The 20,269-nt window shown below is 60.6% G+C and carries 17 protein-coding genes and 2 pseudogenes; 17 read left to right on the top strand and 2 right to left on the bottom strand.

Annotation, left to right across the window (positions count from 1 at the left end; translation table 11 throughout):
* Positions 1–532 precede the first annotated feature (532 nt).
* The 12 genes and pseudogenes from HGO40_RS02995 to HGO40_RS02940 all read left to right on the top strand — a co-directional run bounded on the left by HGO40_RS02995 (position 533) and on the right by HGO40_RS02940 (position 12,918).
* A complete protein-coding gene (locus tag HGO40_RS02995; RefSeq protein WP_250961926.1) occupies positions 533–1,531 on the top strand; it encodes a D-cysteine desulfhydrase in 999 nt (332 codons plus the stop codon).
* Positions 1,532–1,846: 315 nt separating this feature from the next.
* Positions 1,847–2,647 (top strand): cystine ABC transporter substrate-binding protein, encoded by an 801-nt coding sequence (tcyJ, locus tag HGO40_RS02990; RefSeq protein ID WP_186707313.1) that lies wholly within the window; start codon positions 1,847–1,849, stop codon positions 2,645–2,647.
* On the top strand, positions 2,647–3,312 hold the full coding sequence (gene tcyL / locus HGO40_RS02985) for a cystine ABC transporter permease (RefSeq protein WP_250961831.1): 666 nt from the start codon (positions 2,647–2,649) through the stop codon (positions 3,310–3,312). The genes tcyJ and tcyL overlap by 1 nt, the downstream gene beginning before the upstream one ends.
* Positions 3,313–3,315: 3 nt before the next feature.
* Positions 3,316–4,077, top strand: a complete 762-nt coding sequence (tcyN, locus tag HGO40_RS02980; RefSeq protein ID WP_250961830.1) for an L-cystine ABC transporter ATP-binding protein TcyN — start codon at positions 3,316–3,318, stop codon at positions 4,075–4,077.
* A gap of 419 nt (positions 4,078–4,496) precedes the next feature.
* Positions 4,497–5,267 carry a hypothetical protein gene (locus HGO40_RS02975; protein WP_250961829.1) on the top strand — a complete coding sequence of 257 codons (771 nt, stop codon included), beginning with the start codon at positions 4,497–4,499 and terminating at the stop codon, positions 5,265–5,267.
* 374 nt (positions 5,268–5,641) lie between these two features.
* On the top strand, positions 5,642–6,883 hold the full coding sequence (locus HGO40_RS02970) for an SfnB family sulfur acquisition oxidoreductase (protein ID WP_250961828.1): 1,242 nt from the start codon (positions 5,642–5,644) through the stop codon (positions 6,881–6,883).
* Between the two features lie 23 nt (positions 6,884–6,906).
* Complete coding sequence (locus HGO40_RS02965; RefSeq protein ID WP_250961827.1) at positions 6,907–8,100, top strand: SfnB family sulfur acquisition oxidoreductase; 1,194 nt, start codon at positions 6,907–6,909, stop codon at positions 8,098–8,100.
* Complete coding sequence (locus HGO40_RS02960; protein WP_250961826.1) at positions 8,100–9,458, top strand: LLM class flavin-dependent oxidoreductase; 1,359 nt, start codon at positions 8,100–8,102, stop codon at positions 9,456–9,458. The genes HGO40_RS02965 and HGO40_RS02960 overlap by 1 nt, the downstream gene beginning before the upstream one ends.
* Before the next feature lie 161 nt (positions 9,459–9,619).
* Positions 9,620–10,429, top strand: a pseudogene (locus HGO40_RS02955) (MetQ/NlpA family ABC transporter substrate-binding protein).
* A 1-nt stretch (position 10,430) separates the two neighbouring features.
* Positions 10,431–11,555, top strand: coding sequence for a methionine ABC transporter ATP-binding protein (locus tag HGO40_RS02950; RefSeq protein ID WP_250961825.1), 1,125 nt, complete (start codon positions 10,431–10,433; stop codon positions 11,553–11,555).
* The gene (locus HGO40_RS02945; RefSeq protein WP_186707322.1) at positions 11,545–12,189 is read left to right on the top strand and encodes a methionine ABC transporter permease; all 645 of its coding nucleotides are present in this window, start codon (positions 11,545–11,547) and stop codon (positions 12,187–12,189) included. Before HGO40_RS02950 ends, HGO40_RS02945 begins: the two co-directional genes overlap by 11 nt.
* Before the next feature lie 102 nt (positions 12,190–12,291).
* Positions 12,292–12,918: a class I SAM-dependent methyltransferase gene (locus HGO40_RS02940; protein WP_250961824.1), complete on the top strand. Its 627-nt coding sequence runs from the start codon at positions 12,292–12,294 to the stop codon at positions 12,916–12,918.
* A 195-nt stretch (positions 12,919–13,113) separates the two neighbouring features.
* Here HGO40_RS02940 and HGO40_RS02935 read toward each other — a convergent pair whose 3' ends face one another.
* Entirely contained in the window at positions 13,114–13,680 is a 567-nt protein-coding gene (locus tag HGO40_RS02935) for a transporter substrate-binding domain-containing protein (RefSeq protein WP_250961823.1), read from the bottom strand.
* 132 nt (positions 13,681–13,812) lie between these two features.
* On the opposite strand from HGO40_RS02935, the gene HGO40_RS02930 reads away from it, so the two are divergent.
* Entirely contained in the window at positions 13,813–14,238 is a 426-nt protein-coding gene (locus HGO40_RS02930) for a DUF4399 domain-containing protein (RefSeq protein WP_250961822.1), read from the top strand.
* 188 nt (positions 14,239–14,426) lie between these two features.
* Here the strand turns inward: HGO40_RS02930 and serA are convergent.
* A pseudogene (serA, locus tag HGO40_RS02925) lies at positions 14,427–15,656 on the bottom strand (phosphoglycerate dehydrogenase).
* 204 nt (positions 15,657–15,860) lie between these two features.
* On the opposite strand from serA, the gene HGO40_RS02920 reads away from it, so the two are divergent.
* The 4 genes from HGO40_RS02920 to HGO40_RS02905 all read left to right on the top strand — a co-directional run bounded on the left by HGO40_RS02920 (position 15,861) and on the right by HGO40_RS02905 (position 20,161).
* Positions 15,861–17,261, top strand: coding sequence for a D-2-hydroxyglutarate dehydrogenase (locus HGO40_RS02920; RefSeq protein ID WP_250961821.1), 1,401 nt, complete (start codon positions 15,861–15,863; stop codon positions 17,259–17,261).
* A gap of 36 nt (positions 17,262–17,297) precedes the next feature.
* Positions 17,298–17,963 (top strand): fumarylacetoacetate hydrolase family protein, encoded by a 666-nt coding sequence (locus HGO40_RS02915; RefSeq protein ID WP_250961820.1) that lies wholly within the window; start codon positions 17,298–17,300, stop codon positions 17,961–17,963.
* A gap of 231 nt (positions 17,964–18,194) precedes the next feature.
* A complete protein-coding gene (locus HGO40_RS02910) occupies positions 18,195–19,127 on the top strand; it encodes an SdiA-regulated domain-containing protein (protein WP_250961819.1) in 933 nt (310 codons plus the stop codon).
* Positions 19,128–19,246: 119 nt separating this feature from the next.
* Entirely contained in the window at positions 19,247–20,161 is a 915-nt protein-coding gene (locus tag HGO40_RS02905) for an SdiA-regulated domain-containing protein (RefSeq protein ID WP_250961818.1), read from the top strand.
* Positions 20,162–20,269: the final 108 nt, after the last annotated feature.

Genomic DNA, 20,269 nt, shown 5'->3' with positions numbered 1-20,269 from the left:
TGAACGTTCAAGTTAAACATGAATAGGCAGCTAAGGACTAATCGCAGGGCTAAACGGCATGTTTCCTACACTAGCTTACGGGTGGGTATGACGGTGCCTGGGGAGCATTCGTTCAGCGTTCAAAGACATATGTCCAGCCAAACAGAGACCATGTGGGAGCGGGCTTGCTCGCGATAGCGGTCGTTCAGCCGGCAATTTATTTACTGATATGCCGCTATCGCGAGCAAGCTCGCTCCCACAGTGTTTGTTGTCGGCTGATTCATGGGGTGATGGCTTTTGTGGCGAGGGAGCTTGCTCCCGCTTGAGTGCGAAGCACTCATCACTTTTTGGGGGCCGCTACGCGCCCCAGCGGGAGCAAGCGCCCTTGCCACGGGACGTGTACCGTTCTCTAAACCAGCCCGCCCCCACGGTCCGGCAACAAGACAAACCGACGACGGTGTCGCCAGATTCACGCTCGGACAAAAACATGCCGGTTGCCCCTGAATATCGGCGTGCCTATAGTCCAGGCATCGCCTACAACCAGTACGGACCCATGATCAAACAACAGCTGTCTCGCTTTAACCGTCTCGACCTGCTCGGCCATCCGACACCGCTGGAAAAACTCGACCGCCTCTCCACCTGGCTCGGCCGCGACCTCTATATCAAGCGCGACGACCTGACGCCCCTGGCCTTGGGCGGCAACAAGCTGCGCAAGCTCGAATACCTGGCCGCCGATGCCATCGCCCAGGGCGCCGATACCCTCGTCACCGCCGGGGCGATCCAATCCAACCACGTGCGCCAGACCGCCGCCCTGGCCGCGAAGCTCGGCCTGGGTTGCGTGGCCTTGCTGGAAAACCCCATCGGCACCGAAGACAGCAATTACCTGGGCAACGGCAACCGGCTGCTGCTGGAGCTGTTCGATGCCAAGGTCGAATTGGTGGCAAACCTGGACAATGCCGATGAGCAATTGCAGGCCCTCGCCGGTCGCCTGCGCAGCAATGGGAAAAAGCCCTATCTGGTGCCGATTGGTGGTTCGAACGCCTTGGGTGCGCTGGGTTATGTACGCGCCGGCCTGGAACTGGCCGAGCAGATCAAGGACACCGGGATCGAGTTCGCCGCCGTGGTATTGGCCTCGGGCAGTGCCGGGACCCACAGTGGCCTGGCGTTGGCCTTGAGCGAAAGCCTGCCGGCGCTTCCGGTCATTGGCGTCACGGTTTCGCGCAGCGAGGAAGACCAGTTTCCGAAGGTCCAGGGCCTGGCCGAGCGCACGGCCGCGTTACTCGAAGTCGCCCTTCCAGAAGCGTTCAAAGTGAACCTGTGGGAAGAGTATTTCGCCCCCCGCTACGGCGAACCGAACGCCGGGACACTGGCGGCGATCAAGCTGCTGGCCAGCCAGGAAGGGCTGTTGCTCGATCCGGTCTACACTGGCAAGGCCATGGCCGGCCTGCTTGACGGCGTGGGTCGCAACCGTTTCGACGAAGGCCCGATCATCTTCCTGCACACCGGCGGCGCACCGGCGCTGTTTGCCTATGACGCAGCGTTCCAGGCTTAGTGGAAGACTCGATGGAAGGCTTTTTGTGGGAGCGAGCTTGCTCGCGATAGCGGTCGATCAGCCGACAATTGTTTAACTGACACACCGCCATCGCGAGCAAGCTCGCTCCCACAGGCTTTCATTCCAAATAAGCATAGATGCTTGATTTAATATTATTTTCCAATCTATAAAAGCCACCCTATAGTCTCGCCGCAGGCACATTTGCCGCGAGACGCCCAGGCTGCTTTAAGGCAGGATGTGGCAATCTTTTTGGATCGCGGCTACGCCTTATCTCAGCCAAAATAACCTCTTCATAAGAAAACACAGGGGCTTGTCATGAATTTTTCCGCATTACGTCGCAACCTGTTGGTGGGTTCGCTGGGCCTGGCATTGAGCGCCGGCCTGTTGGGGCAAGCGGTTGCCGGTGAGCAACTGCAGAAAATCAAGGATGCCGGTGAAATCAAGATCGGCTTGGAAGGCACTTATCCACCGTTCAGCTTCGTGGATGAAAGCGGCAAACTGACCGGCTTCGAAGTGGAGTTTTCCGAAGCCCTGGCCAAGGAGCTGGGTGTGAAGGTCAAACTGCAGACCACCCCATGGGCGGGCATCCTCGCGGCGTTGGAATCCAAGCGTCTGGACGCCGTGGTCAACCAAGTGACCATCTCCGAGGAACGTAAGAAAAAATACGATTTCTCCGAGCCGTACACCGTTTCCGGGATTCAAGCGCTGGTCCTGACCAAGAAAGCAGCCGATCTGAACATCAAATCGGCAGCTGACCTAGGCGGTAAAAAAGTCGGCGTCGGCTTGGGCACCAATTACGAACAGTGGGTCAAAGCCAACGTACCCACCGCCGATGTGCGCACCTACGAAGATGACCCGACCAAGTTCCAGGATCTACGCGTAGGCCGCATTGACGCCATCCTGATCGATCGTCTGGCCGCGCTGGAATACGCCAAGAAAGCCAAGGACACGACGGCCGCCGGCGAAGCCTTCTCGCGCCAGGAATCCGGTATTGCCCTGCGCAAAGGCGAGCCTGAACTGCTGGCCGCTGTGAACAAAGCCATCGAAAAACTTCGCGCCGACGGTACGCTGAAAAAACTCTCGGAAAAATATTTCGACGCTGACGTCACCCAATAATGGAAGCAGCTCTTCAACTCGCGCTGGACTCCGCGCCCTTCTTGCTCAAGGGCGCGTACTACACGGTCATCCTCAGCCTCGGCGGCATGTTCTTCGGCTTGCTGCTGGGGTTCGGCCTGGCGCTGATGCGCCTGTCGCGTCTCAAGGTGATCAACTGGATCGCCCGCATGTACGTGTCGTTCTTTCGCGGCACGCCATTGCTGGTGCAGTTATTCCTGATCTACTACGGACTGCCGCAACTGGGCCTCGAACTTGACCCACTGCCGGCGGCGCTGATCGGTTTCTCGCTGAACATGGCTGCCTATGCGTGTGAAATCCTGCGGGCCGCCATCAGTTCCATCGAGCGCGGCCAGTGGGAAGCCGCGGCGAGTATTGGCATGACCCGTGCGCAGACCCTGCGCCGGGCCATCCTGCCGCAAGCCGCACGCACGGCCCTGCCACCGCTGGGCAACAGCTTCATTTCCCTGGTCAAGGACACCGCGCTGGCGGCGACCCTCCAGGTACCGGAGCTGTTCCGCCAGGCGCAGTTGATCACCGCGCGAACCTTCGATATCTTCACCATGTACCTTGCCGCCGCGCTGATCTACTGGGTTCTTGCCACCGTGCTCTCGCACCTGCAGAACGTATTGGAAGCCCGGGTCAATCGGCACGACCAGGAGTCCTGACCCATGATTGTCGTGGAAAAACTGACAAAGCAGTTCAAGGGTCAGGTGGTGCTCAACGGTATCGACCTGAAGATCGAAGAAGGCGAAGTGGTTGCGATCATCGGCCCCAGCGGCGCGGGCAAGACCACGTTCCTGCGCTGCCTGAACTTCCTCGAAGAGCCTACCAGCGGCCGGATCAAGGTCGGCGACATCGAGATCGATGGCAGTCGCCCGCTGAACCAGCAACAGGGCCTGGTGCGCCGCTTGCGCCAGCAGGTGGGCTTCGTGTTCCAAAACTTCAACCTGTTCCCCCATCGCACCGCGTTGGAAAACGTCACCGAAGGCCCGCAGGTGGTGAAGAAGGTTCCCCGGGCCGAAGCCGAAGCCCTGGGGCGCAAGCTGTTGGCCAAGGTCGGACTGGCCGGCAAGGAGGACGCCTACCCACGGCGCCTTTCCGGCGGCCAGCAACAGCGCGTGGCGATTGCCCGGGCGCTGGCGATGGAGCCGGCGGTGATCCTGTTCGACGAGCCAACCTCGGCCCTCGCTCCGGAACTGGTAGGCGAGGTCCTGGCACCCATCCGTGGCCTGGCCGAAGAAAAACGCACCATGGTCATCGTGACCCACGAAATGGGCTTTGCCCGGGACGTGGCCAACCGTGTGGTGTTTTTCGACAAAGGCGTGATCGTCGAACAAGGCGAAGCCAAGGCCTTGTTTGCAGCGCCCAAGGAAGAACGCACGCGACAGTTCCTCAGCAAGTTCCTCTCTGCCGGACACGGCGATCAGTAAGTAAGTGTGCATCACTTCCAGGGATGGAAGTCATGCCATTACACAACTAACGCGTCTCGCTACTCATTTTATCCAGACAACACAACTTGCAACTTCTGCCTCACCAACCTCCTCAACTATTTATACAGTTTCAAATACCGAACAGCCTGGGAAAACGACCTGTGGCGCCGAGTATTCTTGACAGACAAGCGTAGGACGTTTCTGAAGCCATTCACAATGAGTTATTAGGCAACCCACTCTATTGACACTGAAACTATAGAGCCTTATCTAGTGGCCAACAGGCGACGTACATGACGTTAGTTGCGCAATGATTTAGCGCAGACAGCCCATATAGCTGCCTAAATAAAAATAGGCCGTATTATCCGTCGCCTTTGATCTTTCTGAAACGGACTTAGTTTTCAAGCATCAAGGAGAACACCATGACATGTAAGTCGAAGAGTCCCGAACTGGCCGCCCCGACCCTGGCCAATGCCCACCCTGCGGGCATCAACATCGCCAGCGCCGCTCACCTGGAAGTTGCCATCGCACCTTACCCCGGCATGGACGCGGGTGACCTGATCGAACTGTTCTGGGACGACTGCTACGTCGGCTCGCGCGTGCTCTCACAGGCCGACGTGCTGGACGGCATCACGATGCGCATCCCGGAGAGTTTCATCGTCAACGGGACCTCGCGCATCCATTATCGGGTGATGCGGGTTGGTCGCGGGCCGGCGCTGTCAACCAAGCAACGCGTGCAGGTCAAGCTCGACTGTCCCGGCGGCCAGCCCTCGGCCTTGAGCGGCGATGAAAACCAGGGCCTGGCGCCAGTGCGCATTCCCGCCACCATCCGACGCCAAGGGGTGAACCCGAACCAGATCAAACGTGGCGTACCGCTGACCATCGAACCCTACCTGAACATGGCCGCCGGTGATGCCGTGCCCCTGCGCTGGGGCGACGTGCGCATGGACCTGCCGGCGGTCACCGCCAGCGACGTCGGCCAGCCAATCAATATCTGGGTCCCGCCGCAGATCATTCTGGAAGCGGGAGAAGACCTGCGCCTGGAAGTGCCCTATTGCGTCCTCGACCGCGTGGGCAACAACTCCCACTGGGCACCGCCACGGACGTTGAAGATTGGTTGTGCCAATTCGTATCTGGACACTTCACCGAGACAGGCGCTCATGGTCGCTGAAACGCGCCGCCGAGAGCCCTGATGCAACCCTTTTTGCGGCCTACAGGCTTTTGTGGCGAGGGAGCTTGCTCCCGCTTGGGTGCGTAGCACCCACTGGCAAACAAAGAAGGGTCGCTGCGCAACCCAGCGGGAGCAAGCTCCCTCGCCACAAAAGCTGCCTGGCCTCGCTGAGTGTATGGCCTTCAAATTAAAACCAACCTATTCATATTCCTAAAAGTTAGTTTGAAAATAATTTATGCACGCTTAGGGTATATGAACCGGACCACCGGACATTCTTGATTTTTACTCGCCGCAATCATCGCGGCGCTTCTTGAGATGTGAGGTGGGTATGGAACGGAACACAATCAGCCCAGTGCAGTATGCCAAGGCTCTGCCCGCAGCCACGGAGTGGCTGTAATGTCGGATCTGGCGCAAGCAAAGGTCCAGAGCGACCTGGACATCGCACCCCTGCTGTTGCCCGCACAAGTGCTGCGCAACGATGCCGAAGCGATCAAAGCCGCCCACGAACTGGCACAGGTCGCCCGTCAACAAGCGGCGCGTCGTGACCAACAACGCAAGCTGCCTTGGGCTGAAATCGAGCAATTCACCCGCAGCGGCCTGGGCAGCATCGCCATTCCCCGGGCATACGGCGGCCCGCAGGTTTCGTTCGTCACCCTGGCCGATGTGTTCGCGATCATTTCCGCCGCCGACCCGGCCCTCGGGCAGATTCCGCAAAACCAATTTGGCGTGCTCCAACTGATTCTCGGCACCGGCACCGAGCGGCAGAAGAAAATCCTGCTGCAAAGCGTGCTCGAAGGCTGGCGCATCGGTAACGCCGGGCCCGAACGTGGCACTCGCAATACCCTTGAACTCAAGGCCCGGATCAGCGCCGACGGTGATGGGTTTGTCATCAATGGCCAGAAGTTCTATTCCACCGGGGCACTGTTTGCCCACTGGGTCGCGGTCAAGGCGCTGAACGACGAAGGTCGGCAGGTGCTAGCGTTCGTGCGGCGCGGCACCCCGGGCCTGCGGATCGTCGACGATTGGTCAGGCTTCGGCCAGCGCACCACGGCCAGTGGCACCGTGCTGCTGAACAATGTACGGGTGGATGCCGAGTTGGTCCTGGATAACTGGCGCATCAACGATACGCCCGGTGTGCAAGGGGCGATTTCCCAACTGATCCAGGCCGCCATCGATGCCGGCATCGCCCGCGGCGCCATCGACGATGCCATCGCCTTCGTGCGCGAACGCGCCCGGCCCTGGATCGACGCCAAGGTCGACCGGGCCCGTGATGACCTCTACGTGATCGCCGACATCGGCAAGCTGAAAATCGAACTGCACGCCGCCGAAGCATTGCTGCGCAAGGCTGGACAGGTACTGGACCAGGTCAGCGCCGCCCCCATCACGGCGCAATCGTCCGCCCGCGCCTCGATTGCCGTGGCCGAAGCCAAGGCGCTCACCACCGAGATCGCCCTGCAAGCCAGCGAAAAACTGTTCGAACTGGCCGGCAGCCGCGCCACCCTCGCTGAATTCAACCTCGATCGCCACTGGCGCAACGCCCGGGTCCACACCCTGCACGACCCGGTGCGCTGGAAATATCACGCGATAGGCGCCTACCACCTGAACGGCACCTTGCCGGCCCGACATTCCTGGATCTGACGACCCGACCTCTGGAGCAGCACATGCCGTTTTCCCAACACGTCGCGGTGATCACCAGCGATGAACAAGCCCTGATCGTGGCCAGTGACCTGGCCGATGACTTCAAGCGCGACAGCGCACTGCGCGACCGTGAGCGCCGCTTGCCGTATCCGGAACTGGAAGCTTTCTCCCGCTCCGGCCTGTGGGGCATCAGTGTGCCCAAGGCCTACGGCGGCGCCGGTGTGTCCAACGTCACCCTGGCCAAAGTGATCGCCTTGATTTCCCAGGCCGACGGCTCTCTTGGGCAGATTCCCCAGAATCATTTCTACGCGCTGGAAGTGCTGCGGGTAAATGGCAACGAAGCGCAGAAGCAACGTTTGTACGCCGAAGTCCTGGCCGGCCAACGCTTTGGCAATGCCCTGGCCGAGCTTGGCACCAAGACCGCCCACGACCGCGTCACTCAACTGCGACGCGACGGCGAGGGCTACCGCATCAACGGGCGCAAGTTCTACGCCACTGGTGCGATTTACGCCCAGCGCATCCCCTCGTCGGTGGTGGATGAAAACGGCGTGCAGCAACTGGCGTTCGTCCCTCGCGACAGCCAAGGCCTGACGGTGATCGATGACTGGAGCGGTTTCGGCCAGCGCACCACCGGCAGCGGTTCGGTGGTGTTCGAAGACGTGTACGTCGCTGCCGACGACATCGTGCCCTTCCAGAGCGCCTTCGAACGTCCCACACCGGTGGGGCCGCTGGCGCAGATTCTTCACGCCGCCATCGACACCGGCATTGCCCGCGCCGCCTATGAAGACGCCTTGCATTTTGTCCGTAGCAAAACCCGTCCCTGGATCGACGCCACCAGCGATGTCGCCACCGAAGACCCGCACACCCTCAAGAGTTTCGGCCAACTGAGTATCCGCCTGCACGCCGCCGAAGCCCTGTTGGAACGCGCTGGTGAATTCCTCGACCGGGCCCAGGCCGACACCCAGGCCGACACGGTCGCCGCCGCCTCGATTGCCGTGGCCGAAGCCCGCGCCATCAGCACCGAGATTTCCCTGGCCGCCGGCAGCACGCTGTTCGAATTGGCCGGCAGCCAGGCGACCCTGGCCGAGCATGGTCTCGACCGCCACTGGCGCAACGCCCGGGTGCACACCCTGCATGACCCGGTGCGCTGGAAATACCACGCCGTAGGCAACTTCTACCTCAACGATGAAAAACCGCCGCTGCGGGGGACGATCTGATGGCGGTCGGGAAGAAGAAAATCCTCCTCAATGCGTTCAACATGAACTGCATCGGGCACATCAATCATGGCCTGTGGACCCATCCACAGGACACATCGACCCAGTACAACACGATCGAATACTGGACCGCCCTGGCCCAATTGCTCGAGCGCGGATTGTTCGACGGGTTGTTCATCGCCGACATCGTCGGGGTCTACGACGTGTATCAACAGTCGGTGGACGTGACGCTAAAGGAGTCGATCCAACTGCCGGTCAATGACCCGCTACTGCTGGTGTCCGCGATGGCCGCCGTGACGAAAAACCTGGGTTTCGGCCTCACCGCCAACCTGACCTACGAACCGCCCTACCTGTTCGCCCGGCGCATGAGCACCCTCGACCACCTGAGTCGCGGCCGGGTCGGCTGGAACATCGTTACCGGCTACCTGGACAGTGCCGCCAAAGCCATGGGCCTGACGGCGCAGGTCGAGCATGACCGCCGCTACGACCAGGCCGACGAATACCTGCAAGTGCTCTACAAATTGTGGGAGGGCAGCTGGGAAAACGACGCGGTCATCAACGACCGCGAACAGCGAATCTATGCCCAACCGGAAAAAGTGCACAAGGTCCGGCACCAAGGCGAGTTCTACCAGGTCGAGGGCTATCACCTGTGCGAGCCCTCGCCCCAACGCACGCCGGTGCTGTTCCAGGCCGGCAGCTCCGAGCGCGGCTTGACGTTCGCCGGGCGGCATGCCGAGTGCGTGTTCATCAGTGGCCAGAACAAACCGACGACCAAGGTCCAGGTGGACAAGGTCCGCGCCAGCGCCGCCGAGGCCGGGCGCAACCCCGAAGACATCAAGGTGTTCATGGGCCTGAACGTGATCGTCGGTGAGACCGAAGCCGCCGCCTGGGCCAAGCATGCCGAGTACTTGGGGTACGCCAGCGCCGAGGCCGGGGTGGCGCACTTCTCCGCGTCAACAGGGATCGATTTTTCCCAGTACGAACTGGACGAGCCGATCCAGTACGTCAAGAGCAACGCGATCCAGTCGGCCACCAAGACCTTGCAGAACAACGATTGGACCCGGCGCAAATTGCTCGAACAGCACGCCCTGGGCGGTCGCTACATCACGGTGGTTGGCTCACCCGAACAGGTGGCCGATGAGCTGGAATCGTGGATCACCGAAACCGGCCTCGACGGCTTCAACCTGACCCGCATCGTCACGCCGCAAAGCTACGTGGACTTCATCGACCTGGTGATCCCCGAGTTGCAGCGACGCGGCTCGTACAAGACCGAATACGCCAGCGGCACCCTGCGCGAGAAGCTGTTTCACGCCGGGGACCAGTTGCCCGAACAACACACTGGCTCGACCTACCGGCACTGACCCCGGGGCTACCGACACTGATCCTGTGGCGAGGGAGCTTGCTCCCGCTGGTGGGCGAAGCCCGCCCAAAAAGGCTTTGTGGTCACTTCGTAGCCCAGCGGGAGCAAGCTCCCTCGCCACAAAGGCCTGAGACTCATCCATTAATGACTGGAATAACCGACATGACCAAACACTTCCTCACCCTGCCAGTCAAAACCCTGGCCCTGGCCCTCGGCCTGTTCAGCTCGGCGCTGTTTGCCGCCGACGCACCGTTGAAGATCGGCACCACCGCCGCCTTCGCCATTCCCCTGGAAGCGGCGGTCGAAGAAGCCGACAAGCAGGGCCTGAAAGTCGAGTTGGTGGAGTTCAGCGACTGGATTGCGCCCAACGTCAGCCTGGCCTCCGGTGATATCGACGTGAATTACTTCCAGCACATCCCGTTCCTGGAAAATGCCAAGGCTGCCGCCGGATTCGACCTGGTGCCCTTCGCCCCGGGGATCATCAACAACGTCGGCCTCTAATCGATAAAATACAAAAGCTTCGCCGAACTGCCTAAAGGCGCCAGCGGCGCCATCGCCAACGACCCGATCAACAGCGGTCGCGGCCTGCAATTGCTGGCCAAGGCCGGGCTGATCAGCCTCAAGCCGGGCGTCGGCTACAAGGCCACCGAAGACGACATCGTCGCTAACCCGAAGCAACTCAAGATCCTGCAAGTCGAAGCCGTGCAACTGGTGCGCGCTTATGAAGACGCCGACCTGGTGCAGGGATATCCGGCCTACATCCGCCTGGCCAAGACTTTCGATGCCAGTTCCGCCTTGCTGTTCGACGGCCTCGATCACAAGGAATACGTGATTCAGTTCGTGATCCAGCCCAAGAGCAAGGACGACCCGCGGCTGATCAAGTTCGTCGACATCTACCAACACTCGCCCGCCGTGCGCGCCGCCCTGGACAAGGCCCACGGCAAGCTCTACCAAGCCGGCTGGGAAGGCTGACATGAACGCCGTCAACGCTCGACTCCGCCACGAAGCCCCCGCGCCGCAAAGCGCCGACCAGACCGAACTGCACCCGGAGCTGAACCGCGCCCACGTGCGCTTCATCGGCCTGGGCAAGACCTACAATGGCGCCCAAGGGCCGGTGGCTGCCCTGCAAGGCATCGACCTGGCGATCCAACACGGCGAAGTGTTCGGGATCATCGGCCGCAGCGGCGCCGGCAAGTCGTCGCTGATCCGCACCATCAACCGGCGCGAACGACCCACCAGCGGCCGGGTGTTGATCGATCGGGTGGACATTGGCGAATTCGATGAAGACCACCTGGTGGAACTGCGCCGACGCATCGGCATGATCTTCCAGCACTTCAACCTGATGTCGGCAAAGACCGTGTGGCAGAACGTTGAACTGCCCTTGAAAGTCGCTGGCATGCCCAAGGCGCAGCGCCAGCGCAAAGTCCGCGAGCTGCTGGAACTGGTGGGCCTGCAAGGCAAGCACCTGGCCTATCCGGCACAACTTTCCGGTGGGCAGAAGCAGCGGGTCGGGATTGCCCGGGCGCTGGTGCACGACCCGCAGATCCTGCTGTGCGACGAGGCCACCTCGGCCCTGGACCCGGAGCCCACCCAATCGATCCTCGGGCTGCTGCGCGAGATCAACCAGCGGCTGGGCCTGACCATCGTCTTGATCACCCACGAGATGGCGGTGATTCGCGAAGTCTGCGACCGGGTGGTGGTGCTCGAGCAAGGACGAATCGTCGAGCAGGGCCCGGTCTGGGAAGTTTTCGGCAACCCTCGACACGAGGTCAGCCGGACGCGGCTGGCGCCGTTGCAACACGCCATCCCGGAGGAACTGCAAAGTCGCTTGCAGGTGCAGCCGGCGCCGGCTGACGCGGCGACGGTGCTGCGCCTGCAATTCACTGGCGCAGGTGATGATGAAGTAGACCTGGCCGCCTTGTTCAGTGCCCTCGGTGGGCGGGTGCGCTTGCTGCACGGCGGCATCGAACGGATTCAGGGCCACGGGCTGGGTCAGTTGCTGCTGGCCGTGAGTGGTTCGTCGTGGGGTGCCGAGGAGCTGCGCCAACGGGCGGGCAATTGGGCGCAACGGGTGGAGGTACTGGGTTATGTGGTTTGATCGGTTGTTGCAGGGTTTCATCGACACGTTCCTGATGGTCGGCGTGTCGTCGTTGATCGCATTGATGGCGGGCATACCGCTGGCGGTGATCCTGGTCACCAGCGGCAAGGGCGGGATCTATGAAGCGCCAGTCTTGAACAAGGCCCTGGGCGCGTTCGTGAACCTGTTCCGCTCGATACCGTTCCTGATCCTGATGGTGGCGCTGATTCCGTTTACCCGGCTGATCGTCGGCACCACCTATGGCGTGTGGGCTGCGGTCGTACCGCTGACCATCGCCGCCACGCCGTTCTTCGCCCGCATCGCCGAAGTCAGCCTGCGGGAAGTCGACCATGGCCTGATCGAAGCGGCCCAGGCCATGGGTTGCAGGCGCTGGCACATTGTCTGGCATGTGCTGCTGCCCGAAGCCCTGCCGGGCATCGTCGGTGGTTTTACCATTACGCTGGTGACCATGATCAACTCCTCGGCCATGGCCGGAGCGATCGGTGCCGGTGGCCTGGGCGACATTGCCTACCGTTATGGCTACCAGCGTTTCGACAGCCAGATCATGCTCACGGTGATCGTATTGCTGGTGGCGTTGGTGGCGGTGATCCAGTTGGGTGGTGACCGCCTGGCACGGGGCTTGAATAAACGCTGAAATGCATTTCACTGTGGGAGCGAGCTTGCTCGCGATTGACCGCAAAGCGGTCAGTACGCTTGCGGTATAGTCACCTGACGCTCCCTACCCAAGCCCGCGATCATGAAACACACCTCCGAAGACCTGCACGCCATCACCGCCACGACCCTGGGCCACTACAACGCCGTGGCGGAAAGTTTCCGCGAAGGCACCCGCGACCACGATGTCAGCCAGAACATCGACGCCTTGCTGCGCCATATCCAGGGCCAGGCACCGCTGCACATCCTGGATCTGGGCTGCGGCCCGGGGCGCGACCTGCGCACATTCACGGCCTTGGGCCATGTCGCGGTCGGCCTCGACGGCTCAGAAGAATTTGCCCGAATGGCGCGCCAGGACAGCGGCTGCGAGGTGTGGCAACAAGACTTCCTGGCGCTCGACCTGCCGGCCGAACGTTTTGACGGGATTTTCGCCAACGCGGTGCTGTTTCATGTCCCCGTCCAGGAGCTGCCCCGGGTGCTCAAGCAATTGCACGCCACGCTCAAGCCCGGCGGCGTGCTGTTCAGCTCCAACCCCCGGGGCGAAAACCAGGAAGGCTGGAATGGCCAGCGCTTCGGCGCCTACCACGACCTCGCGGCCTGGCAAACGCTGCTTGGCGAAGCAGGCTTCGTGGAGCTGGAGCACTACTACCGACCGGCGGGGCTGCCACGGGAGCAACAGCCTTGGCTGGCGAGTGTGTGGCGTAGACCTTGAAGGCAAACCCGCCCGAACCGGATGGACGCTGGCCCCTGTGGCGAGGGAGCTTGCTCCCGCTGGGCCGCGAAGCGGCCCCAATCCGGATGATGTGATTTTTCCAGGCAGACGGCGTCATCGGCTTTACGACGGCTGCGCCGCCGAGCGGGAGCAAGCTCCCTCGCCACAAGAGTTGCGCTTGATTCAAGGTTTTCCTCACTCCTGCTTTTTCAACCACTTCTGCGACAACTGCTCCAGCCTCCCATCATCCATGATCCGCGCCAGGGCATTATCCAGGCTGGCCTTGAACGCCGGGTTGCCCTTCTGGAACGGAATCACCAGGCTCGGCGGCGGGCCGCTCTTTTCTTCCGGCTGGAACGACTGCGCCATGACCAACGGACGCTGCGGCTCTTCCTTGCTCGCCAGCAGTTGCGCATCCGGACGGCTATAAGCCGCACTGAGGTCGAACCGTTCCGCCAGTTCCGGGGTCATTGCTATGTGGTTGATGGCGACGTCGTATTTGCCGCTTTCCACACCGGGCAGCAGATCCGCGGCATCGGTGACGACGAAGTCGGGGCGTACATCGAGCTCGGCCGCGAGCATTTCACCCAGCTCCACTTCGAAACCGGTGAGTTTGCCGTCTTCCTTGAAGTTGAAGGGCGCGGTGTTGGCCTCGAGAGCGATGCGCAGCTCGCCACGGTCATTGATGTCGTCGATCAGTTCGGCATGAGCCAGGGGGCTCAAAAGGGGTAGCAGGCAGATCAGGCCAGGCAGGAAACGCATGGTCACTCCTAGTATTTATACAAGCGACGCTCGTTTCAGGCTCGCTTTGCTATGGTTGTTGCAGGCTTCGACAACGATTGGCCATGAAGTTGTGATGGCCAGGCGGATTTCATGGAAAAACTGGAGAAAAAAATGAAAAGCTTTATGTCTCGTGCCGCGTTGGCCGGTCTGTTATTGGGCGCTTCGATGCTGGCAAGCGCCGCGACGCCGGCGCCCAAAGGCGCCGAAGTATTCATCGTTTCCCCGGAAGACGGCGCCACGGTCGCCCAGGAATTCAAGGTCAAGTTCGGCGTCAAGAACATCGCCCTGGCCCCGGCGGGCGATGTGACCAAGAATACCGGCCACCATCATTTGCTGATCGATGTCGACGACGTACCCGCCGAAGGCGCGCCGATTCCGACCGACGCCCACCACATGCACTTCGGCAAGGCACAGACCGAGGCCACCATCAAACTGGCCCCGGGCAAGCACACCTTGCAATTGATCCTGGGCGACAGCGGCCACATGCCGTTCGACCCGTCGATTGTGTCCAAGAAAATCACTGTCAATGTGAAGTAAGACTGGGAAAGTGCAGCCCCCCCTGTGGGAGCGAGCTTGCTCGCGATAGCGGTGGTTCAGTCGATAGCTCTTTTTTCTGACACACCGCCATCGCGAGCAAGCTCGCTCCCACAGGGTTTCCAGATTGTGTCAGGAAAAAAAACGGGAGCCCTTTGGGGCTCCCGTTTTTCATTGCAAGCCAGAGCTGTTTAGAACAACACGCGGCAACGAATCGTGCCATTGATGTGCTGTAGCTTCTCTTGCGCCAGGTCCGAGTATTCGGCGTCGACGTCGATCACGACGTAGCCGACTTTCTCGTTGGTCTGCAGGAACTGACCGGAAATGTTGATGCCGTTTTCGGCGAAGACCTTGTTGATCTCGCTCATCACACCCGGGATGTTCTCGTGGATGTGCAACAGGCGGTGCTTGCCAGGGTGGGCAGGCAGGGCCACTTCCGGGAAGTTCACCGACGATACCGACGTACCGTTGTCGCTGTACTTGACCAGCTTCTCCGCCACTTCCAGGCCGATGTTGGCTTGGGCTTCAGCGGTGGAACCGCCGATGTGCGGGGTCAGGATCACGTTGTCCAGGCCACGCAGCGGGCTTTCGAAAATGTCGTCGTTGGAGCGTGGCTCCACCGGGAACACGTCGATGGCGGCGCCGATCAGGTGCTTGTCCTTGATCGCGTCGGCCAGGGCGTCGAGCTTGACCACGGTGCCACGCGCGGCGTTGATCAGGATCCCGCCCTTCTTGATGGCACGGATTTCCTTCTCGCCGATCATCCACTGGGTGGCAGCGGTTTCCGGCACATGCAGGGTCACGATGTCGGACATGCCCAACAACTCATGCAAGTCGTTGACCTGGGTGGCGTTGCCCAGGGGCAGCTTGGTCACGGTGTCATAGAAGAACACCTGCATGCCAAGGCCTTCAGCCAGTACCGACAACTGCGTGCCGATCGAGCCGTAGCCGACGATACCCAGCTTCTTGCCGCGGATTTCGAAGGAGTTGGCCGCGCTCTAGATCCAGCCGCCACGGTGGCAGGAAGCGTTCTTCTCGGGGATGCCGCGCAGCAGCAGGATCGCTTCGGCCAATACCAGCTCGGCAACGGAACGGGTGTTGGAGTACGGCGCGTTGAACACCGCGATACCGCGCTCGCGCGCCGCGTTGAGGTCAACCTGGTTGGTGCCGATGCAGAAGCAGCCAACCGCGACCAGTTTCTTGGCGTGGTCGAAGATCTCTTCGGTCAGTTGAGTACGGGAGCGAATGCCGATGAAGTGAGCATCGGCGATCTTTTCCTTGAGCTGGGCTTCCGGCAGAGAACTGGTGATGTACTCGATGCTGGTGTAGCCCGCCGACTTGAGGACGTCGACAGCCGATTGGTGGACGCCTTCGAGAAGAAGGAACTTGATCTTGCTCTTATCGAGAGAAGTCTTGCTCATCTGCGTAAACCTGTGTCCCGGAGAAAAATGGCAGGGAATCGGACAGCGCATGCTGGCCCGACCGGCGTGACAGCCGTCGCCGCAGAACAGCCGTTGGGCACTACGCTGCGGGGTCGGTATGCTAGCATATGCCCCCCGCAAACACTCATTCCTGCGACGTGAAGCGTTCTCAGGATGACCATGAATTGTTCGAGAGTTCTGTCGATGACCCATCCTGCCGTGATAGATGAGCTGAAGACCCTGGTTGAGCCTGGCAAGGTCTTGACCGATGCTGACTCCCTGAACGCTTACGGCAAGGATTGGACCAAGCATTTCGCCCCGGCGCCTTCGGCCATCGTCTTTCCCAAGACCTCCGAACAGGTCCAGGCCATTGTGCGCTGGGCCAATGCGCACAAAGTCGCGCTGGTGCCCTCGGGCGGGCGCACCGGGTTGTCCGCCGCCGCCGTGGCTGCCAACGGCGAAGTGGTGGTGTCATTCGACTACATGAACCAGATTCTCGACGTGAACCTTACCGACCGCACTGCCTTGTGCCAGCCGGGCGTGGTCACCGAGCAACTGCAGAACAAGGCTGAAGAACATGGGCTGTACTACCCGGTTGACTTCGCTTCGGCAGGTTCCAGCCAGATTGGCGGCAATATCGGCACCAATGCCGGCGGAATCAAGGTCATTCGCTACGGCATGACCCGCAACTGGGTGGCGGGCATGAAGGTCGTCACCGGCAAGGGCGACCTGCTGGAGCTGAACAAGGACCTGATCAAGAACGCCACCGGCTACGACTTGCGGCAGCTGTTCATCGGCGCCGAAGGCACCCTGGGCTTCGTGGTCGAGGCCACCATGCGCCTGGACCGTGCGCCGAAGAACCTCACCGCCATGGTGCTCGGCACCTCGGACTTCGACTCCATCATGCCGGTGCTGCACGCCTTCCAGGGCAAGCTGGACCTGACCGCCTTCGAATTTTTCTCCGACAAGGCCCTGGCCAAGGTCCTCGGTCGTGGCGACGTACCGGCGCCATTCGAAACCGAGTGCCCGTTCTACGCGCTGCTGGAATTCGAAGCCACCACCGAAGAGGTCGCCAACCAGGCCTTGGAGACCTTCGAGCACTGCGTGGAGCAGGGCTGGGTGCTGGACGGTGTGATGAGCCAGAGCGAAACCCAACTGCAAAACCTGTGGAAATTGCGCGAGTACATCTCCGAAACCATCTCCCACTGGACGCCGTACAAGAACGACATTTCAGTGACCGTCTCCAAAGTCCCAGCCTTCTTGCAGGAAATCGACGGGATCGTTGGCGAACATTACCCGGACTTCGAAATCGTCTGGTTCGGTCACATCGGCGACGGCAACCTGCACTTGAACATCCTCAAGCCAGAAAACCTGAGCAAGGATGAATTCTTCGCCAAGTGCGCGACCGTGAACAAATGGGTCTTTGAAACCGTCGAGAAGTACAACGGCTCGATTTCCGCCGAACACGGCGTGGGCATGACCAAGCGCGACTACCTGACTTATAGTCGTTCGCCAGTGGAGATCGAATACATGAAAGCCGTGAAAGCCGTATTCGACCCGAACGGCATCATGAACCCGGGCAAGATTTTCGCGGTTAACGCCTAAAAAACACCTGATGAACCCCAGAGCAGGAGTCGGTAAATGAGCTATCAGCACCAGTATGTCGACGGTACACGTATTCATTTTCCGCTAGGGAAAGTGGTGTGCATTGGCCGCAACTACGCCGAACATGCCAAGGAACTGGATAACCCGGTGCCCACCGAACCCTTGTTGTTCATCAAGCCGGGCAGCTGCGTGGTGCCGCTGGAAGGCGGTTTCAGCATTCCCGCCGACCGTGGCTCGGTGCACTACGAGGCGGAAATCGCCGTGTTGATCGGCAAGCCGCTGTCCACCAAGCCCAGCGTTGAAGAGGTGCTGGACGCGATCTCCGGCTTCGCCCCGGCCCTGGACCTGACCCTGCGGGACAAGCAGGCCGAGCTCAAGGCCAAGGGCCTGCCGTGGGAGGTCGCCAAGTCCTTCGACGGCGCGGCAGTGATCGCGCCATTTGTCTCGAAGGATACGTTTGCCGACCTGACCGACATTCCCGTGCGCCTGCCCATCAACGGTGAAGTGCGCCAGGACGGCAACAGCAGCCTGATGCTCAACCCCATCGTGCCGATGATCCAATACATGGCCGGTTGCTTCTCGCTGCAGGCCGGCGACGTGATCCTCACCGGCACCCCGGCGGGCGTCGGGCCACTGAATGCGGGCGATGAACTGGTCCTGGAACTGCCAGGGGCGAGCCGCTTCGAGAGCAGCGTTCGCTAACAGCTACACCTATGCCGCCTGTGGGAGCGAGCTTGCTCGCGATAGCGATCTATCCGACACATCAATGTGGGCTGACACACCGCTATCGCGAGCAAGCTCGCTCCCACAGGGTATAGAGGGTGCATATCCGATCATTTACCGTTTTATTCACATGCCATCCGGATAATTCCGAGGAATGCGGCATCTGAGCCAGCCACTCCCTTAGCCGAACTTTCTGGAACGCATTCCCCGATGGCCAAAACCCACACACTGCCTGCCGCCAAGCCTGCCCGCCGCTCTCGCTTCGCCCTGCCCTGGTATGCCTGGTCGCTGCTGGCGGTGGCTGCAGCCTATGGCTTGGCGTTTGCGATGCATTGGGACGACCGCGGCCTGCTTTGGCTGTCGGAACACTTCCAGAGCCCGGTCCAGCGCCAGGAAAGCATCTGGTTGCCAGACTATCGCGCCGTGATCGACGCCAAGCCGCTACCGGGCATGGAGAAGGACGAAGCGTCCGATGTGACCTATAACCCGCAGACCAAGACCCTGTTCGCAGTCATGGGCAAGAACCCATTCCTGGTGGAACTGACCCTGCAAGGCGATGTATTGCGCAAGATGCCATTGGTGGGCTGGGGCAATCCGGAAGGCGTGGCGTTTATGGAAAACGGTCTGCTGGCCATTACCGATGAACGAAAGCACCTGTTGTCGATCGTTCAGGTCGATGACGACACCCGCGCGCTGAACATCAATGACTTTCCTCGCTATGACCTGGGCACGTCGAAGAATCAGAACAAGGGATTCGAAGCCATCGTCTGGGCCCTGAAAAATCAGCGACTGGTCCTCGGCGAGGAGCGCCCACCTGCGCTGTTCACCTGGAAAAGTGACGGTAGCCAGTTGCTCAAGGGCGATAAGCAGATCCATGTCAGCAACGAATTGGACCTGCGCAACCTTTCAGCATTGGCCGTAGATCCCCGCACCGGTCACATGCTGGTGCTGTCAGCCGACTCCCATCTATTGCTGGAGCTGGACGAAGAAGGCGAGCAGGTCAGCTTCATGACCTTGCTGGGCGGCTTCAACGGCCTGAAAGACACGATCCCTCGTGCCGAAGGTGTCACCATCGATGAGGCCGGTAACCTGTACATGGTCAGCGAGCCGAACCTGTTCTATCGTTTCGAAAAACAGCGCTAACAACTAACTCTGTAGGATAAGTCCTCCTTCGTTGTAGGGTGTGGCACGCGGCCATTAAGTTTCAGTTCAGGCAGCCGTGGTATTTCCACCCACCTGTTCTTATCCGAGCCCACTCCAACATGCGTCGACTCGCCCACCCCAAACCCTTGATGCTGATACTGCTGACGCTGGTGCTGATCAGCCTGATCACCGTCGGCCAGCACCTGCGCCTGTTCGAACGCGCCTGGTTCAACCTGAATACGCTCTGGAAAAATACCAGCGAACAGGCCATTGCCCTGGATCAATACCGAGTCACCGTCGAGGCGCGGGTGATCGAAGGCCTGGACGATGACGTTTCCGCGCTGACGTTCGATCCGGTCCGCAAGAGCCTTTTCACTGTCACCAATAAAAACGCCGAGCTGATCGAGCTGTCGCTGGATGGCAAGATTCTGCGGCGCATCGCCCTGATCGGCTTTGGCGACCCGGAGGCGGTGGAGTTCATCAGCGAAGACACCTACGTCATCACTGACGAGCGCCAGCAACGGCTGATCAAGATTCACTTGGAAGACAACACCCAATTCCTCGACGCCGCCGACGCCGAACAGATCACCCTCGGCGTGCACATGAGGAGCAACAAGGGGTTCGAAGGATTGGCCTACGATGCGGTGGGCAAGCGCCTGTTCGTGGCAAAGGAACGCGACCCGATGCTGATTTATGAAGTGCATGGGTTTCCCCATCACAATCCGGAAAAATCCTACGCGGTCCATGTGATCAACAACCCCAAGCGCGATGCCGGGCTATTCGTACGCGACCTTTCAAGCCTGCAATACGATGAACGCAGCGGCCATTTGCTGGCGCTGTCCGATGAGTCGCGGTTGATTATCGAGTTGGATATCGACGGCCGACCGTTGAGCACGCTCTCATTGAGCAAGGGCCGCCAGGGGCTGCAGCAAACCGTACCCCAGGCCGAAGGCCTGGCCATGGACGACGATGGCAACCTGTACCTGGTGAGCGAGCCAAACCTGTTCTACGTGTTCAAGAAGCCGCAGCCTTGATGCACCACAAAACCAAATGCGGGAAACCCAATGTGGGAGATTCTATGGTTGAGGGGAAGCCCTCAAGCCGCTTTTGGTTGGTATTCGCTTTGCCCTTTCAGCAGAGCG

Source organism: Pseudomonas sp. CG7, assembly GCF_023701885.1.
In the GTDB taxonomy this organism is placed as follows: domain Bacteria; phylum Pseudomonadota; class Gammaproteobacteria; order Pseudomonadales; family Pseudomonadaceae; genus Aquipseudomonas; species Aquipseudomonas zanjanensis.
This window is presented reverse-complemented; position numbering and strand designations above follow the sequence as displayed.

Coding starts and splice junctions, on each gene's coding strand:
- HGO40_RS02970 (WP_250961828.1), top strand. CDS start 5,642: ATGTCGGATCTGGCGCAAGCAAAGGTCCAGAGCGACCTGGACATCGCA.
- tcyJ (WP_186707313.1), top strand. CDS start 1,847: ATGAATTTTTCCGCATTACGTCGCAACCTGTTGGTGGGTTCGCTGGGC.
- HGO40_RS02920 (WP_250961821.1), top strand. CDS start 15,861: ATGACCCATCCTGCCGTGATAGATGAGCTGAAGACCCTGGTTGAGCCT.
- tcyL (WP_250961831.1), top strand. CDS start 2,647: ATGGAAGCAGCTCTTCAACTCGCGCTGGACTCCGCGCCCTTCTTGCTC.
- HGO40_RS02995 (WP_250961926.1), top strand. CDS start 533: ATGATCAAACAACAGCTGTCTCGCTTTAACCGTCTCGACCTGCTCGGC.
- HGO40_RS02975 (WP_250961829.1), top strand. CDS start 4,497: ATGACATGTAAGTCGAAGAGTCCCGAACTGGCCGCCCCGACCCTGGCC.
- HGO40_RS02930 (WP_250961822.1), top strand. CDS start 13,813: ATGAAAAGCTTTATGTCTCGTGCCGCGTTGGCCGGTCTGTTATTGGGC.
- HGO40_RS02965 (WP_250961827.1), top strand. CDS start 6,907: ATGCCGTTTTCCCAACACGTCGCGGTGATCACCAGCGATGAACAAGCC.
- HGO40_RS02945 (WP_186707322.1), top strand. CDS start 11,545: ATGTGGTTTGATCGGTTGTTGCAGGGTTTCATCGACACGTTCCTGATG.
- HGO40_RS02960 (WP_250961826.1), top strand. CDS start 8,100: ATGGCGGTCGGGAAGAAGAAAATCCTCCTCAATGCGTTCAACATGAAC.
- HGO40_RS02940 (WP_250961824.1), top strand. CDS start 12,292: ATGAAACACACCTCCGAAGACCTGCACGCCATCACCGCCACGACCCTG.
- HGO40_RS02905 (WP_250961818.1), top strand. CDS start 19,247: ATGCGTCGACTCGCCCACCCCAAACCCTTGATGCTGATACTGCTGACG.
- HGO40_RS02950 (WP_250961825.1), top strand. CDS start 10,431: ATGAACGCCGTCAACGCTCGACTCCGCCACGAAGCCCCCGCGCCGCAA.
- HGO40_RS02910 (WP_250961819.1), top strand. CDS start 18,195: ATGGCCAAAACCCACACACTGCCTGCCGCCAAGCCTGCCCGCCGCTCT.
- tcyN (WP_250961830.1), top strand. CDS start 3,316: ATGATTGTCGTGGAAAAACTGACAAAGCAGTTCAAGGGTCAGGTGGTG.
- HGO40_RS02915 (WP_250961820.1), top strand. CDS start 17,298: ATGAGCTATCAGCACCAGTATGTCGACGGTACACGTATTCATTTTCCG.
- HGO40_RS02935 (WP_250961823.1), bottom strand. CDS start 13,680: ATGCGTTTCCTGCCTGGCCTGATCTGCCTGCTACCCCTTTTGAGCCCC.